Source organism: Brachyspira aalborgi, assembly GCF_008016455.1.
In the GTDB taxonomy this organism is placed as follows: Bacteria; Spirochaetota; Brachyspiria; order Brachyspirales; family Brachyspiraceae; genus Brachyspira; species Brachyspira aalborgi.
The window spans coordinates 625,597-642,164 of the sequence record NZ_SAXU01000001.1 but is presented as its reverse complement, the minus strand read 5'-3'; the positions used below and the strand labels follow the sequence as shown (position 1 = coordinate 642,164).

The window sequence follows — 16,568 nt, the reverse complement described above, 5'->3', positions numbered from 1 at the left end:
AAATATGAAAGTAATAATATTAATTTATTAGGAATTTTTTTTAATAAATAAGCGTTTTAAACTTGACAAATTAAAAATAATTTATTATACTAATAACATAAGATAGTTAATTTGAAGGTAAAAATATGGCAAGACTTAATATTGATAACGAAAGCGTTAAAAAATATATTTATTCAATGTCTGAAAAACTTATGAGACATTTTGATTTGGAATATCAAATAAATAAAGAAAACGAATATTTTGATTTATACGCTTTTCACCAAAATAATTTTTTCAAGTCTTTTATAACTCGTTCTACGGTTTATGAAGGCTATTCTGTTTTTGAACATGTTTTGGTTCGTTATATTAAAGAATGCTCGGACGAAGAATTGCAAAAGTTCGAGGATATGCTTGTTAGATTAACTCCCATACTTTCTAATCCGAATAAATTTCATAAAAGAAGCATTATAACGGGAGTAATTATTACTGAAAGTTCTTTAAAGCCCGAATGGGAAAAAAGAATAAGAAAATTCTTTTATAGAGCAAGTTATAAATTATTGTTTCATGGATGGTCTGAAACTCAATACGCTTTAACTTCTATAAAAGATAAAACTTTGTATCTGCCTAAAATGAGGAAAAAAGAATTAAAAGTTCTGCTTTCCGATTTTTAGTGTATATAATTTAATATTATTTTAAAAGGAGATGAAACATGAACGCTTTCATACTTTTACTAATTGGTATAGTAGCTTTTTTTATCGCCTATATAAGCTACGGTTCTTGGTTGGCAAAGAAGTGGGGTATTGACCCTGGAAAGAAAACTCCAGCTCATACTCTAACGGACGGAAGAGATTATGTTCCGACAGACGCTAAAGTTTTACTCGGACACCACTTTTCTTCAATAGCGGGCGCAGGTCCTATTACAGGACCTATTATCGCTATGATGTTTGGATGGCTTCCCGTTTATCTTTGGATAGTTTTGGGTTGCATATTCTTCGGCGGAGTTCATGATTACGGTTCGCTTCTTGCTTCTTTAAGACATGAAGGAAAATCAATCGGAGAGGTTATAAGAGCAAATGTTGGACAAAAAGGTAAAATAATGTTTACGCTTTACGCTTTTATAACAATTTGTTTGGTTGTAGCCGCGTTTTTAGATATTACCGCTGGAACTTTCGGCGTAAATGACGGAGACCCTAATATAAGCGCAGCCGCTGGAACGGCGTCAATGCTATTTATAGTTTTGGCTCTTGTATTCGGCTTCATGGTTTACAGAAAAGGCGCGGGAGTTCTTTTGTCTACTATTATAGGAGTTGTTTTACTTGCTTTAGTAGTATTTGCTTCAGATAAATATCCATTCTTGCAATTAAATAAATTCCCTTGGCAAATAATATTAACGATTTATATTATAGCCGCTTCTTTAATGCCTGTTTGGATATTATTACAACCAAGAGACTATCTCTCTTCATTCTTGCTTTATGCAATGGTTATAGGAGGAGTTTTAGGTTTGATTGTAGGACGCCCCGCTATGCAAGCGCCTATGTTTACAAGCATTAATCCAAGCGCTGGAAATTATCTATTCCCTATATTATTTATTACCGTTGCCTGCGGAGCAATTTCTGGCTTCCATGCTTTGGTAAGTTCGGGAACGAGCGCGAAACAGCTTAATAGCGAAAAAGACGCTAAATTGGTTGGATATGGCGCTATGCTTATAGAAGGTATCGTTGCAATAGTAGCTTTATTAAGCGTTGCGGCGGTTGCTGGTAATGGAGAAGGTTCGCCTGCTCAAAGATTTGCAATCGGAGTTGCCACATTTATGAATTCTTTTGGAATTCCTATGGGCATAGGACAAACTTTTGTAACTTTGGCATACGCTTCATTTGCGTTAACTTCGCTTGACAGCGCGACTCGTATCGGAAGATATTTGGTGCAAGAATTAGGCGAATATACAAATGCGGATGGAAAGGTTGTAAAAACTGTTTTAACAAATCCTTATTTAGCTACGGCAATAACCGTTGGATTATCTTTAGGATTTACGGCTTACGGTTATCAAAGAATTTGGCCAATTTTTGGTAGCGCAAATCAATTATTAGCTGGTTTGTCTTTGCTTGCCGTTGCAGCTTGGATAAAGAATCGCCAAAAAAGAACATCTTGGGAAACTATTATTCCTTTAGTGTTTATGTTTGTCGTTACGCTTTCCGCTTTAGGTTTGGTTGTTTATAATAATATTAAAAAAGCAACCTTTGACGGTTATGTATTGGCAGTTATAGCAGCCGTAATGATTATATTGGCGGTTGTAGAATTATTTATTACGGGACAATGGGCAAGAGGATTGAAAGATTCTGTAAGCGACCCTAATGAAACCGTAAGAAATAAATAAAAATTAGAAATTAGGCGAAAAAAAACTATACCAAATTAAGAAAATAAGCCTCGTTCATAAAGATTTTATGGGCGAGGTTTTTTTTATTATATAAATTATTAGAATTACATAATTAATTGCAAAATTTTTTTATTTTATTCGTTATTGCAACTTTTATTTTCTCCGTCACCGCGAGGACGAAGTCCGCTACAAAGTCGGGCAGACGCCAAGCAATCCACTATTAATAAAGTTAACTTTAAAAATTTGGCTTCATTTAATTAATGAATTTTATTAAAAGTCGGTTTATTCGTTCGTAAACGGCGGACTTTAGTCTGACATATTTATTTACTAAATATAAATTATTATATTTTATACTCTCTAAAATCTTTTATACTTTCAATATCTTTTTTCTCATAATCTTTAAGAGGAATTTTATTTCTTATCGCAGCGTAAATTGTCGGAACGATTATAAGAGTAAAAGCGGTCGAAACTATAAGTCCGCCTAATATCGCAAGAGATAAAGGCTGATACATTTCATTTCCGCTTCCGCTTGCCAAAGCCATAGGTAAAAGCCCTAAAATAGTAGTTAATGTCGTCATTAAAACGGGGCGAAGTCTTCTCTCGCCAGATTCTAAAGCAGCCGCATCTCCGTTTATCTTTTTCTCTTGCATAAGTTGATTCATATAATCGATTAAAACTATTCCGTTATTAACAACAATTCCTATCAAAACTATAAAACCTATAGCGCTGTAAACATTTAAAGTCTGTCGTCCTAAAAATAAAGCTATTAAAGAACCTGCAAATCCAAAAGGAACTGCAAAAGCTATTACAAAAGGCGCTATAAAAGATTCAAATTGACTTGCCATTATAGAATAAACTAAAACCAAAGCGAGTATTAAAGCTTGTAAAAGTTGTCCAAAAGCTTCATTCATATCTTCAAAATCTCCGCTATAATTTATACTAAATCCCGAAGGAATAAACACTTCGTTTTTTATTTTATTTTGAATATCGGCTATTATTTCATTTAAAGCTCTGCCATAACCCGATGCCGTTATAGTCGTTATTCTTGCGCTGTCTTTTCTTTCTATTTCTGTAGGTCCATAGCTTTTTTCAACTGTTGCTATTGAAGATATCGGAGTCATTCCGCTTGAAGTTGGAATCATTAATCTATTTATATCGTCAATATTTAATCTGTCTGGCTCTCCAAGTTGCACTTTAACATCGATATCCGTGACATCCGAATTTGCAGGCGTCATAGTAGTAGCGGTAGTTCCCGCGAAACTCGTCTTTACTATATTCGCTATAGTTTTTACATTTATTCCCATTTTAGCGGCTATCTCTCTATTGACATAAATTTTAAGTTCAGGATTTGAATCATCTCGACTTAATCTTGGCTCTCTTATTCCTTCAATATCAGAAATTGCATTTATTATATTATTTGCTATTTCCGTTGATTTATCTAAATCGTCTCCTATAAGTTCTATTTTTATTGACTGTCCGCCGCTATTATTTCCTCCGCCTCCTATTACCGTTGTAGAAACCGCCGATATATTTATTTGAGCGGGATAAGAAGAGAGGATATTTCTAGTAATTTCAATGTATTCGTTTAGAGATTTTTTTCTTCCTTCGCTTTTTTCTCTTAATTGAATTCTTATTTCTGCAGAATTTTCATCCGAACCCGATTTTACTCTCGATTGCATTCTGTCAAAATCTTCTCCTATTGCAGTTTCAATTTCTTTTTCCATTCTGTTAACAAATGTTTGAGTTTGAGCCGATTTTGTCCCAACGGGCATTTTTATATCTATTTTAAATTGTCCTTCGTCCGTAGACGGAAAGCCTTCTTTTCCTATAAATATTAATCCTAATATAATTATAATAAAAGCCACCAATAGAGAAGGAATAAAAACTTTCATTTTATTTTTTATAGAATAATTTAAAATTTTTGAATAAATATTTTTTATTTTACCGTGAAATTTTTCATTAAAGAAATTTTCTATCGGAATTAAAGCCTCTATTTTTTTATTTGTAATTAATCTCGCTCCAAGCATTGGAACTATAGTTAAAGCCACGAACAATGAGCCAATCATAGAAACCGTAACAGTTATGCATAAATCTTTAAATAATTGTCCCGTCTCTCCTTCCACAAACAAGAAAGGCAAAAACACCGCGATTGTAGTTAAAGTTGAAGCCGATATTGCAAGCGCCACCGAAGAAGTTCCGTTTATTGCGCTTGAATATTTTCCATAGCCTTCGTTTCTGTAATGAAATATATTTTCCAAAACTACAATAGAATTATCAACCATCATTCCTATTCCCAAAACCAAACCCGATAAAGAAATTATATTTAAAGTTATTCCCATAAAATACATTAAAGTAAAAGTTATTATTATAGACATAGGAATCGAAATCGCTATAACCGACACGGTTTTAATATTCCATAAATAAATCATAAGAATCATTATTGCAAAAAGTCCGCCTTGCCAAGCCGTATTCAAAACTCCTTTAATAGATTCATTAACCGTATCGGCGCTATTAAATAATATTTGATATTCAATGCCTTCGGGTAAATTTAAATTATCAAGTTGTTTTTGAACCGACTTTGAAACATTAACGGCGTTTCCTCCCGATTCTTTATTTACCGAAACCGACACGGAAGGCGAACCGTTTATTTTTACAATTTCCGTATCGTCAGAATAACCTTGATAAACTCTGCCTATTTCTTTTAATTTTATCGGAGTATTATTTGTTTTTAAAGCGACAACGGTATTTTCAATATCTTCTTCGTCAGTAAATTCGCCCATAGTTCTTAAAGTATATTTATAAACTCCTTCATAAGTTTCTCCTCCCGATAAATTTTGATTTTCTGAAGAAAGCAAAGAAACTATATCGTTAATATTTAATCCATAAGCATGAAGTCTATTTAAAACTATATCGACTTTCATTTCGGTTTTAAGTCCGCCTCTTATTTCCGCTCTTGCAACGCCCGAAGCCTGTTCTATTTTATTTAAAATTTGATTGTCGACTAAATTATATAAAGCGCCTAAATTATCAGTTCCAAAAAAAGCTATTTCCATCATTGGCATCATATCGGTTGAAAATTTAAAAACTGTCGGACTATCGGCATCGTCTGGCAAAGAATTTTTAGCAGAATCTATAGCTTCTCTAATGTCTGCGGTTGCGCTTGCCAAATCTATTCCCCAATTAAATTCAACGAATACTGTAGATTGTCCTTCTTTTGAAGTTGAAGTTATAGTTTTAATGCCGCTTACAGTCGCTACGGAATTTTCTATTATTCTTGTAACCGATTTCTCTACTTCTTCTGGTCCAGCATTTTCGTATTTAGTTTGAACCGTTATATAAGGAAGTTCCATATCGGGCAGAAAATCAACAGACAATTTTGTTAAACTTACAAATCCCAAAATCAAAACGGCAACCATTCCCATAAAAACCGAAACGGGTCTTTTTACTACTAATTCTAAAAAATTTCTCATTAATAATATTCCTTTATTTATTTTAATATTTATTATTTGTATAATTTATTTAGACGAATAAATCTCAAAAAAGTTCCTCTTAATTTAAAGATTATTTTAAAATTATATAATAAACTAAAAAGTTTTATATTAATTAATATATTTCATTTTAAAAATATTTCTATATAAATTATATTAAATATATTACTTGCAAAAAGTTATAATAAATGTTATATTTAATCAAATATATAAAAATTATTAAATTAGACGGTAAAATAGGAAAATATTTAAATGCCTGAAGTGATAGATAAAAATATAAGTCAAGATATATTCGATTATTCGGCAATACTCGAAACTACGGTTAAGGATATAGAATCTTTTTTAATTGAAGTTGGAAGAGTATATGGTTTTATTGCAGAAAAATTTCCAATAATTGAACAAGAAATGAAAAAAGAAAATGAAAAAGCAAATTATTTATTATCATATTTTTTAGGCGAAGATAAAGACAAAAATAAAAAGAAATTTTCAGACGACTTAAAAGAAAATCAGGATGATTTTTTAAAATCTTTTGACAGAATGCAAAATCTTATAGATAACGATAATCAGCTATCGGAAACTCTTATTCAGGATGTCGATAGAATAAACGCCGTAGTAGAATCGATAGAACAGATAAAAAAGTTAGCGGACCAAATAAAAGTATATTCTTTGAATGCAATTATTATTTCTTCAAAACATGGAGTAGAAGGAAGAGCTTTCGGAGAGATATCAAAAAATATAATAAATATGTCGGATATTTCAAACGAACAAGCGGATAATATGAATAAATTAGGACATGAATTATTTGACAGATTTGAAAATTTTAAAACCGAAATTCTTAAAGTCAATGAGCTTCAAAAACAGAATTTTATTATAATGAAAGAGCAATTATTTAAAGAACATAATAATATGGTTAATTCTTTCGCTACTTTTTCAAATATGATATCGAATATTCTTTCGAGAATCGATAATACTTACGATTATATTTTTGAAATAATGATGGTTTTGCCGAGAGAGGATATTGTAAGACAGCAAACCGAACATATAATAGAATCGATAAAATCTATAGTTCATGAAAATAAAAAATTTATTGAATATTACGGTTCTATGGTAGAAGATATGGATTTTAAAGAATTGGAAGAAGATAGCAATAAATCTATAGAGCATAAATTATTAGATTTATTGACTTTTGACGATGTCGTATTAAATTTGATTATAGAAAATTTTAAATCTATTTATGAAGAGATAAGCGATACGAATTCTTTTATATATAAGAGTTTGAAAGAATTTGAAAATTTGCTTTCGGATATCGCTTTCGATAGAAATATTATAGTCGAATATATGATAGGCACGGAATCGGGAAAATCGGAATTTCCTTTCACGGTTTCGGATTTGATATTTGAAGAATATGTTAATTTTATTAAACTTTATTTAGAAAATTTTAAATTATCTTTAACAAATAAGTATAGAATTTCCGATAATAATGTAGCGATAGTCGATTCTATAGAAGAATTAGAAAATATGTTTTTAGAGACGAAAAATATAGCGAAGGCTTTTAACTCTATTAATTTTTTATCGAAAATAGAGCTTGAAAAAAACGCCGATATGTTTACAAACTCTCAAAATTTTTCTATGGAAAGTATAGAAAGCATAGCTTCGGATATAACGGAAACGGTTGATAAATGTTTAGAACAGTTTAGAGATATTAAAGCGGAAATAATAAAATCTATAAATAAGTTTAAGTTAAATATTAATCAGCAGTCAAACGAGAATTTTTTTATAGAATCTATGACGGAAAATGTTAATAATAGGTTGCAAGAATCAAAATATATAATAGATAATAATGTTAAAAGATTAGAAAGTCATGCAAAAGAATTATTTGTGCTTATAGATAAAACTTTAATAGATTTAAGTTCTTTAAGCGTTTTACTTACAAAAATAAACGAAATTACGGATATTTTTGATAAAATGAGAGGAATTATAAAAGAAAAGAAAGATAAATATTACGATTCTTTGGGCATTAAGGAGTGGAAAATAGAAAGCAATAAATATTGGGATATAATAAATTCTTATACTATAAAGAAAGAGAGAATGATTGCAAATAGCGTTTTAACTGGAGAAAATGCGCCAAATGTCGATATAAATATAGAGGAAGGAGCCGATAGCGGCGATTTTACTTTATTTTAATATAGATTTATAATATATTATAATTTATTCGGAGGTATTAAAAATGTCCGTTATGGAAATAGACGATAATCTTAATGTGAGAACTATGGGAAAATATTTTAAGAATGTATTTAAAGCCGCTAATTATAACGAAGATATTACCGTAAAATTTCCCGAAGGAGCGCATGTGGATTTGGCTGGACTTCAAATACTATATGCCGTGAAAAAAGAACTTGATAAAAATCAAAAAAAACTTATAGTTGAAGGATTAGATAATTTATTTATAGAATATTTAAATAATTAAAATTTTAATATAAATGAAAATAAGAGGTTAAATATATGGCTAAAACAATACTAATAGTGGACGATTCAAATACTGCTCGCGCATCCGTTGAATATACCTTAAAAAAAGGCAGTTATGAAGTTTTGTCTGCAGACGATGGCACTACGGGTTTGGAGGTTTTAGGCAAATCTCCTACTATCGATATGATAATAACCGACCTTAATATGCCTAAAATGGACGGAATAGAATTTATAAAAAATGTTAGAAAATTCGACCAATACAAATATACTCCTATTCTTATGCTTACGACAGAATCGCAAGATGAAAAGAAAATGGAAGGCAAGGCGGCGGGAGCGAGCGGTTGGCTTGTAAAACCGTTTAATCCTACTCAGCTTTTAGATGTAGTTAAACGATTCTTAAATTGAGCTATTTTAAGAAATATAAAAGAGGAATATAATATATGTTTGATAGCGATGAGTTTATTTCGATATTTTTAAGCGAAGCTAATGAAATAGTCGAAGGTCTTGAAAACGATTTAGTTTTATTGGAAGACAATAAAAGCGATGAAGATTTATTAAATAAAATATTCAGAAGTGCCCATACTTTAAAATCTTCAGCTGGAACGGTTGGATTTACTACTATGAGCGAATTAAATCATGTGGCGGAAAATTTACTTGAGAAAGTTAGAAGCGGTAAATTGGATGTAACTCCCACAATGATAACCGTTTTATTGGAATTTTTAGATACCGTTAAAATAATGCTTCAAAATATTATAGACGGAAAAGGCGAAGCTGACGGAGTTAATAATATAGAATCTCTAAAGGCAAAAATTAAAGCGATAGCGGACGGAAACGAAATAGACGCATCCGTTCAAGCGCCAACGACTCCAAGCGCCGCTCCTACTGTAAAAAAAGAAACCCAAACTTCAACTCAAGCGCAAGCTATAGAAGAGCCTGAAAAAAAAGAAGAAAGCTCAAGCGGTTCTAATGTATTTCATATAAGTATGAGTTTTAAACCCACAATATTTGACAACGGTATCGACCCTCTTATGTTTTTAAACGACCTTAGAGATATAGGAACTATAAGCAATTTGAAAATTGATAGCTCAAATGTGCCTCCAATTTCCGCTTTGGAAGACCCTTATACATGTTATACTCAATTTTCATTAGATATTTCTACAAATTCTACTTTAGAGCAGGTTCAAAATATATTTTTATTCGTAATAGACGATAACGATATTAATATTTCGGATGCAAAAGTTTCGGTTCAGAAAGAAGATAAAATCGAAACTCAAAAGGAAACTCAAGTTGCAGAAGAAACAAAAGAAGAAAAAACTATTGAAGAGACTAAAAGCCAAAAAGAAACTAAAGAAGAGATTAAAACAGAGCAAGCAAAACCTCAAACTTCAGCTGCAAAAAGTCAAGCGTCTTCTTCTGTAAAAGTGCAAGCGCCTTCTACCGTTAGAGTCGATACAAGAAAGTTAGACAGTTTAATGAATTTAATTGGAGAGCTTGTTATAGCGCAATCAAGAATAATGCAACTTACTCAAAGCTTGGATATAGATAACGGATTAAAAGAAGCGGTAAGTTCAATGGATAGAACTTCAAGACAGATACAAGAAGAAGTTATGAATATTCGTATGATGCCTGTAGGACCGATTTTTAATCAATTCCATAGATATGTTAGAGATTTGAATTTAGAATTAAATAAAGAAGTAAAACTCGTTCTTAAAGGGGAGACTACCGAAATAGATAAAAATATGTTAGAGCAGTTATCCGACCCTTTGAAACATATTATAAGAAATTCTATGGACCATGGAATAGAAAGGACAAAAGAAGAGAGAATTGCAAGAGGAAAACCAGAATTTGGAACTATAACTATGTCGGCGGCTCATCAAGAAGGGCATGTCGTAATTGAAGTTTCAGACGATGGCAACGGATTAAATAAAGAAAGAATTTATAATAAGGCAATAGAAAAAGGCTTATTATCTAAAGACGGAAAATATTCGGATGCGGAAATCTACAGAACAATATTCAGCCCTGGACTTTCAACCGCCGAAAAAATTACAGATATATCGGGTAGAGGAGTCGGCATGGATGTCGTTAGAGCGAATGTTGAAAAAATGAAAGGAAAAATAGAGATAAAGTCGGAAGAAGGAAAAGGAAGCACATTTATAATAAAATTGCCTTTAACTTTGGCTATTATAGAAGGAATTACTTTCGCTTTGGGCGAACAAATATATATAATGCCTTTAATATCTATTATAGAACAAATGAAAGTGAAAAACGAGCAAATAAAACCTTTTGAAGGAAGAGGCGAGATGATAAAAATCAGAGACGAATATTTGCCTCTTATAAGACTTCACAAAGTTTTTGAAATCGACACTCATATTGAAGATATAGATAACGGCATAGTAGTAGTTGTCGAAGCTGGATATAGAAGATGCGCTATTTTTGTAGACGAATTATTAGACCAACAACAAGTGGTTATTAAATCTTTGGATTCTGCATTTAGTAAGCATTCTGGAATTTCTGGCGGAACTATACTTGGAGACGGAAGAATAGCTCTTATTATAGATATTCAAGGATTGGTTAATATATCCTTGCAAGGCAAAATTAATAATGGTTGAGAAATAAAGGAGAATTAAATATGTTAGATAATCAAAAAATTAATTCGGCTAATATACCTCAAGTTGGAAGTTTAGAAAATAAAGAAAATATTTCTACCGAACCTAGTCAACAGTTTTTGGTATTTAAAATAGATAATGAAGAATACGCTTTAGATGTTTTGAGTATTGAAAGTATAGTAAGCGTTACAAATATTACTCCCGTTCCTGGAAGCCCTAAATATATGAGAGGACTTATTAATTTAAGAGGAAATATTTTGCATGTAGTCGATATAAGAATAAGATTTGGACTTGAAAGAAGAGACGACCATTCTATTGAAGATGATGTTATTATAGTAATATCTAACTCGAATAGAAGATTTGGAATATTGGCGGATATAGTAAGCGATGTTATAACCGTGTTTGAAAGTCAAATAACGGAAACTCCTATTGACAATATGAGAGGACTTCAAATATCAAATGTTATAAGGCTTGAAAATAAAATTATTATGGTTTTGCCTATAGATGATATAGTGAAATCAAACGAAGAAATTAATAAAATGATACAATAGGTTTTGATTTATGGAAGATTTAAATTCTCGTATGCCATCCTTGACAGACGCCGAGTTTAACGATTTGGTTAAAATTATATACGATAAAACTCGTATTCAAATGTCGGAGCATAAAAGAGCTTTAGTTAATTCAAGAATAATCAAAAGATTAAGAGCTTTAAATATGTCTTCTTTTAAAGAATATATAGATTTCTTAAAAAATGTATCCGATGAAGAAGAGATTACAAATTTTATAAACGCCGTTACCACAAACAAAACCGATTTTTTTAGAGAAAATAAACATTTTGAATATATGAAAAGCAATTTTTTGCCGTCTTGGGAAAAATCATATCAAGAAGGCAGAGTTAAAAATTTAAGAATATGGTCGGCGGCTTGTTCTACGGGAGAAGAACCTTATACTATAGCTATGACTTTGCATGAATATTTTGGCGAAAGATATGGCAAATACGATATTAAAATTTTGGCAAGCGATATTGATACAAATGTTCTCTCTCATGCAATGCGAGGAGTTTATAAAGAAGAATCCGTAGACCCGATAGCGAATAGCATATTGAAAAAATATTTTCTTAAAGGCACGGGGGAAAAGGCGGGATTTTATAAAGTAAAAGAAATATTGCAAAAGGATTTATTTTTTAGGCAATTAAATTTTAAAGAATCCGATTTTGATATTCATACTATGTTTGACTTGATTTTTTGTAGAAATGTTATAATTTATTTTGATAAAGATTTTCAAAAAGAATTATTTAATAAATTTTATAGATATATGAAAGAAGATAGTTTGGTATTTATAGGGCATTCTGAAACTTTATTTGGAATATCGGATAAATTTAGATATGTTTCAAGTAATATATATAAAAAGATTTAATATATAGAGGGATTTAGTTTTATGGTAGATTTTCCATCCGCCGCCGATAGTAATTTTAAGAGAATTACGATATACATAGGAGGCTATTACGCTTCTAAAGAGCCAGCCGTTATAAAGACTGTTTTGGGAAGTTGTATTTCGGTATGCCTTTTTGAAAATAAATTAAAATTCGGCGGAATGAATCATTTTATGCTTCCAGAAATGAGAGAATGGGAAAATCCAGAAGACGATTATAATCATACGAGATACGGATTATTTGCTATGGAAGTTTTGATTAACGAAATAATAAAATTAGGCGGAAAAAAAGAAAATCTTACGGCAAAAATATTTGGAGGCGGACATGTTCTTACGGGTATGACTAGCAATTTACTTCAAATTCCCGATAAGAATATAAGATTTGCAAAAAATTTTTTATCCGAAGAGAAAATTCCGATTATAAGCGAAGATATAGGAGGCTCATGGCCCAGAAAAGTATTTTTTTTCAATACGGAAAATAGAGTTTTAATGAAGAAAATGGAAAGTCAAACTAAAGAGTTTTCCGTTGAGCAAGAAATTAAATATTCTAAAAGCTTACAAAACAAAATTGAAGAGAAATCTGATATTACATTGTTTTAATAAAATTTTTAAAGGATTATTATATGGCTACTAAAATTAAAGTAATGTCTGTCGATGACAGCGCCTTGATTAGGCAACTTCTTACTAAAATCGTGAGTTCTGACCCTTCTTTGGAAATGGTTGGGACGGCGGCTAATCCTATACTTGCCGAAAGTAAAATTAAAACCTTAAAACCCGATATTCTAACTTTGGATATCGAAATGCCCGAAATGGACGGAATAACTTATTTAAAAAAGCTTATGCTGAATAACCCTATTCCAGTAATTATGTTTAGCTCTTTGCTTGAAAAACATAGAGAGCTTGCTTTGGACGCTTTAAATATAGGCGCTTTCGATTATGTTATAAAACCTTCGGCTAATGTTAGAGATGGAGTCGAAGAGCTTGCCACCGATTTGGTTGAAAAGATAAAAAACGCTTATGCAAACAGAGGCAAATTCTACAAAAAGCATGGTATATCTATGCCTGGCGATATTAAAGAAAGCGTTATTCATACTTCTTCTATTAATTTGGAGGCTCCGCAAACTTCGGGATTTAAAGTATATCAAAAAAATACGGCGGATATTATACTTCCTCTAACTCCTTCGAGAGAAGTTCCATTAGATAAAATAATTTTAATAGGTTCTTCTACGGGCGGAACTGAAGCGTTAGTCGAATGTTTAAAAGATGTCACTCCGTCCGCTCCTCCTATAGTTATAACTCAACATATGCCCGAACATTTTACAACTTCTTTTGCAAAAAGATTGAATAATGTTTTGAAAATAGAAGTTTTTGAATCCGAAGACGGAATGAGCGTTGGAAGAGGACAGGCTATTTTATCTCGAGGCGCAAAACATACTATGATAAAAGTAAGAAACGGAAAATATTATGTCGAAGTTAGAGACGGCGACCCTGTCACAAGACATAGACCTTCAGTCGATGTTTTATTTAGAAGCGGCGCAGTTTACGCAAAACATAAAGCTATAGGAATTATTCTCACGGGTATGGGAGACGATGGAGCAAACGGCATGAAAGAAATGCATGACGCGGGCGCTTATAATATAGCTCAAAACGAAGAGACTTGCACCGTATTTGGAATGCCGAGAGAGGCTATTGCAAGAGGCGGAGTTGATGAAATTTTGCCTTTAGATAAAATATTAGCGGCGGCTCTTAAAAAAGCTTAAAATTGTAAAATAGTATAATAGTATAAATTATTTTATAAGATTATAAAGAATAACGATTTAAAAATTATTATTTTATTAAAAAAATTAATTTAATTTATAAAAATAAATATTTAAAATAAAAAAGAAGAGGAGACTTAATAATAAAGCCTCCTCTCTTAAATGAAAATGAATAATAAATTATTTAATCTCTCTTAAATTCTGTAGTCTTGCCTTTATATGTATAAGTTGCTACGCTGTTATCATCATTGAAAGTAATCGTTCTATCAATTTTATTTCCTTGCTCATCATATATAGTTATAGTTTTTCCTTTCAATATCGCTCTTTTAGTCGCTATATAGACATAATTAACCTGACTATCTCCCATATTAGGAACAGCAATTCCTCCGTCTTTACCTCCTAAATCCATATTAATATAACCTGCTATACTAGCATTATTAAGAGATATTTTATCTAATGAACTTGTTAATATATAAACATAATTGTTAGAAATTTATAGAGATGAAATTTAAAATATATTTTTTATTTGTTTCGATTTTTTATCTTATTGCGTCAATAAGATATCAATCGGCATTCCGTATATTTATAACGGACATTATAGAAGTAGAAATTATATTTTAGATGGCGGTAATTTTTTATTTATAATAGTTCGCGGAGGCGGCTTAACAATATATTTTGCCGATGAACCGTATCTAATATTACAGGACTCGGTTATACAAGCATAAGCGTATACGATATAACGGGATATTCCGACACTATGTATGTTTTTGAAACGGGAAGCATATCTGGAGTCGTAGTTTTTAACGGCGATAAATATTCTATAATTAAATTTTCAAAATTTTTGGGCGCTCCTTTTTTAATAGACGAAACTATTTTAGATAAAATAAATTCTCTTTAATTTTTTGTTTGTATTGAAAGTGTGAGTTTATTTTTTTGTAAGTTTAAGATTTTAAAATTTTTTTATTTCTTATAGGTTTAAGCCTGTGATTTCGCTTATAAGGTTAATGTCTATATTTTTATTATTCATTGCTTTTACCATTGAAATTGCTTTATTTTTTCCATTTTCTTATAAATAAACTATAATTTATGTTATAATATCAAATTATAATAAAAATTACTAAAAAATAAATTTGACATATTTTTTAAAATATTGTATAATTTATTCATTAAAAAATAAGGTGGAGATTTTATATGTTTAGTTTGACACTACACTACACTACACTACACTACACTACACGCCGCATTATAAATTTTTTCGGCGATTTTTTCATTGCAAAGATTTAATTTATATATATGTTTTAATTATTAAATTTTATAATAAGAATAGATTATTATTTATATTCATTTTAGCAAATATTATAAAATCATATTTTACTACTAAATTAAAATCTTCTTTCAAATTTAATTTACGCAAATAAAAAATAAATTAAATAAAGAAAGAAGGAGTAAAAAATGATAATAGATAAACCTGAAAAATTTGAAAATGAAGTATTAAATCAAATCAACGATATTTTAGATATAAAGATTACTAAATCAAAGCTTACTAGCGAAATGACTTATTTAGAAAGGTATTTTTTGAATGGAATAGTCAGACAAACTAAACCTAAAAAGATACTTGAATTGGGTGTGTCAGCTGGCGGGAGTTCGGCTATTATTTTAAATGCTATAAAAGATTTTGATAACGCTAAATTATATTCCGTAGATTATAATACAAAATTGTATTATGATAATTCTAAAAATACAGGTTTTATTATAGATGAAAAATTTAGTAATCTTAAAAATAAATGGAAGTTATATACGGGAGGAACAGCGGCAAAATATATGGAGGAAATCGGGGGAGAAATAAATTTATGCTTAATAGATACGATGCATATAAATCCTGGAGAATTTTTAGATTTTTTAATAGTATTGCCATATCTTAAAAAGAACGCTATTTTAATATTGCATGACATTGCGTTGCATTATAATGGCAATGAAAGACATAGTATAACAAATTGTATATTATTTAGCTGTTTAAGAGGCAAAAAATTAAGTTTTAATGAAGGTTTATGGAATAGATTTGCTAATATCGGCGCTGTAATTTTAGACGAAAATATAAAAGACAATATTTTAGATTATCTATATTTATTAACTTTGCCTTGGGAATATTTGCCTACCGATAATGATATTTTGGAATGTCAAAAATTATTTTCTAAACATTATAAACAAGATTTAGTAGATAAATTTATAAATATAATGCTAGTAAATAAAAAGTTTTTTATTAATGATAAAAATTTAATTGAAAGTAGAAATGATAAATTAGATAGATTAAATAAATTAATTGATACTTTAGCTTGGTGGATTCCCGTTAGAAAATGGCGAGATAATTTTAGAAATAAATTTAAAATTTAATATATTTAATTTAAATATTTGCTTTAAAATTAAATAATATATTTGCATATTATTCAAATAATTTATATTGTAAATT

14 protein-coding genes are annotated in these 16,568 nt (G+C 30.3%); 12 read left to right on the top strand and 2 right to left on the bottom strand.

All coding sequences use genetic code 11. The features are described from left to right. The first annotated feature begins 125 nt into the window (after positions 1 to 125). Both EPJ79_RS02945 and EPJ79_RS02940 read left to right on the top strand, forming a co-directional pair. On the top strand, positions 126 to 650 hold the full coding sequence (locus EPJ79_RS02945) for a DUF8052 family protein (RefSeq protein WP_147527218.1): 525 nt from the start codon (positions 126 to 128) through the stop codon (positions 648 to 650). Positions 651 to 688: 38 nt separating this feature from the next. Beyond that, the gene (locus EPJ79_RS02940; RefSeq protein ID WP_147738384.1) at positions 689 to 2,353 is read left to right on the top strand and encodes a carbon starvation CstA family protein; all 1,665 of its coding nucleotides are present in this window, start codon (positions 689 to 691) and stop codon (positions 2,351 to 2,353) included. A gap of 341 nt (positions 2,354 to 2,694) precedes the next feature. Here the strand turns inward: EPJ79_RS02940 and EPJ79_RS02935 are convergent, their stop codons facing one another. Beyond that, entirely contained in the window at positions 2,695 to 5,823 is a 3,129-nt protein-coding gene (locus EPJ79_RS02935; RefSeq protein WP_147738383.1) for an efflux RND transporter permease subunit, read from the bottom strand. 270 nt (positions 5,824 to 6,093) lie between these two features. Between EPJ79_RS02935 and EPJ79_RS02930 the strand changes: the two genes are divergently transcribed. The 8 genes from EPJ79_RS02930 to EPJ79_RS02895 are packed head-to-tail and all read left to right on the top strand — an operon-like array spanning position 6,094 to position 14,104. Further along, positions 6,094 to 8,025 carry a methyl-accepting chemotaxis sensory transducer gene (locus EPJ79_RS02930; protein ID WP_021958723.1) on the top strand — a complete coding sequence of 644 codons (1,932 nt, stop codon included), beginning with the start codon at positions 6,094 to 6,096 and terminating at the stop codon, positions 8,023 to 8,025. A gap of 43 nt (positions 8,026 to 8,068) precedes the next feature. Continuing rightward, positions 8,069 to 8,308 (top strand): hypothetical protein, encoded by a 240-nt coding sequence (locus EPJ79_RS02925; RefSeq protein WP_021958722.1) that lies wholly within the window; start codon positions 8,069 to 8,071, stop codon positions 8,306 to 8,308. Between the two features lie 35 nt (positions 8,309 to 8,343). After that, complete coding sequence (locus EPJ79_RS02920; protein WP_021958721.1) at positions 8,344 to 8,712, top strand: response regulator; 369 nt, start codon at positions 8,344 to 8,346, stop codon at positions 8,710 to 8,712. Positions 8,713 to 8,747: 35 nt separating this feature from the next. Then, a complete protein-coding gene (locus EPJ79_RS02915) occupies positions 8,748 to 10,916 on the top strand; it encodes a chemotaxis protein CheA (protein WP_147738382.1) in 2,169 nt (722 codons plus the stop codon). A 20-nt stretch (positions 10,917 to 10,936) separates the two neighbouring features. Then, positions 10,937 to 11,464, top strand: coding sequence for a chemotaxis protein CheW (locus EPJ79_RS02910; protein WP_021958719.1), 528 nt, complete (start codon positions 10,937 to 10,939; stop codon positions 11,462 to 11,464). Positions 11,465 to 11,474: 10 nt separating this feature from the next. Beyond that, a complete protein-coding gene (locus tag EPJ79_RS02905; protein ID WP_147738381.1) occupies positions 11,475 to 12,329 on the top strand; it encodes a CheR family methyltransferase in 855 nt (284 codons plus the stop codon). 21 nt (positions 12,330 to 12,350) lie between these two features. Next, positions 12,351 to 12,944 (top strand): chemotaxis protein CheD, encoded by a 594-nt coding sequence (locus EPJ79_RS02900; RefSeq protein ID WP_147525773.1) that lies wholly within the window; start codon positions 12,351 to 12,353, stop codon positions 12,942 to 12,944. Between the two features lie 23 nt (positions 12,945 to 12,967). After that, positions 12,968 to 14,104 (top strand): protein-glutamate methylesterase/protein-glutamine glutaminase, encoded by a 1,137-nt coding sequence (locus tag EPJ79_RS02895; protein WP_147738380.1) that lies wholly within the window; start codon positions 12,968 to 12,970, stop codon positions 14,102 to 14,104. Between the two features lie 181 nt (positions 14,105 to 14,285). Here the strand turns inward: EPJ79_RS02895 and EPJ79_RS02890 are convergent, their stop codons facing one another. Next, positions 14,286 to 14,510, bottom strand: a complete 225-nt coding sequence (locus EPJ79_RS02890) for a hypothetical protein (RefSeq protein ID WP_147738379.1) — start codon at positions 14,508 to 14,510, stop codon at positions 14,286 to 14,288. Between the two features lie 348 nt (positions 14,511 to 14,858). Between EPJ79_RS02890 and EPJ79_RS11490 the strand changes: the two genes are divergently transcribed. Together EPJ79_RS11490 and EPJ79_RS02885 are read left to right on the top strand one after the other, a co-directional pair. Continuing rightward, positions 14,859 to 14,999: a hypothetical protein gene (locus EPJ79_RS11490; RefSeq protein ID WP_158634343.1), complete on the top strand. Its 141-nt coding sequence runs from the start codon at positions 14,859 to 14,861 to the stop codon at positions 14,997 to 14,999. 554 nt (positions 15,000 to 15,553) lie between these two features. After that, positions 15,554 to 16,492 (top strand): class I SAM-dependent methyltransferase, encoded by a 939-nt coding sequence (locus tag EPJ79_RS02885; RefSeq protein WP_147739591.1) that lies wholly within the window; start codon positions 15,554 to 15,556, stop codon positions 16,490 to 16,492. Positions 16,493 to 16,568 lie beyond the last annotated feature (76 nt).

Coding starts and splice junctions, on each gene's coding strand:
- EPJ79_RS02945 (WP_147527218.1), top strand. CDS start 126: ATGGCAAGACTTAATATTGATAACGAAAGCGTTAAAAAATATATTTAT.
- EPJ79_RS02940 (WP_147738384.1), top strand. CDS start 689: ATGAACGCTTTCATACTTTTACTAATTGGTATAGTAGCTTTTTTTATC.
- EPJ79_RS02935 (WP_147738383.1), bottom strand. CDS start 5,823: ATGAGAAATTTTTTAGAATTAGTAGTAAAAAGACCCGTTTCGGTTTTT.
- EPJ79_RS02930 (WP_021958723.1), top strand. CDS start 6,094: ATGCCTGAAGTGATAGATAAAAATATAAGTCAAGATATATTCGATTAT.
- EPJ79_RS02925 (WP_021958722.1), top strand. CDS start 8,069: ATGTCCGTTATGGAAATAGACGATAATCTTAATGTGAGAACTATGGGA.
- EPJ79_RS02920 (WP_021958721.1), top strand. CDS start 8,344: ATGGCTAAAACAATACTAATAGTGGACGATTCAAATACTGCTCGCGCA.
- EPJ79_RS02915 (WP_147738382.1), top strand. CDS start 8,748: ATGTTTGATAGCGATGAGTTTATTTCGATATTTTTAAGCGAAGCTAAT.
- EPJ79_RS02910 (WP_021958719.1), top strand. CDS start 10,937: ATGTTAGATAATCAAAAAATTAATTCGGCTAATATACCTCAAGTTGGA.
- EPJ79_RS02905 (WP_147738381.1), top strand. CDS start 11,475: ATGGAAGATTTAAATTCTCGTATGCCATCCTTGACAGACGCCGAGTTT.
- EPJ79_RS02900 (WP_147525773.1), top strand. CDS start 12,351: ATGGTAGATTTTCCATCCGCCGCCGATAGTAATTTTAAGAGAATTACG.
- EPJ79_RS02895 (WP_147738380.1), top strand. CDS start 12,968: ATGGCTACTAAAATTAAAGTAATGTCTGTCGATGACAGCGCCTTGATT.
- EPJ79_RS02890 (WP_147738379.1), bottom strand. CDS start 14,510: ATGGATTTAGGAGGTAAAGACGGAGGAATTGCTGTTCCTAATATGGGA.
- EPJ79_RS11490 (WP_158634343.1), top strand. CDS start 14,859: ATGTATGTTTTTGAAACGGGAAGCATATCTGGAGTCGTAGTTTTTAAC.
- EPJ79_RS02885 (WP_147739591.1), top strand. CDS start 15,554: ATGATAATAGATAAACCTGAAAAATTTGAAAATGAAGTATTAAATCAA.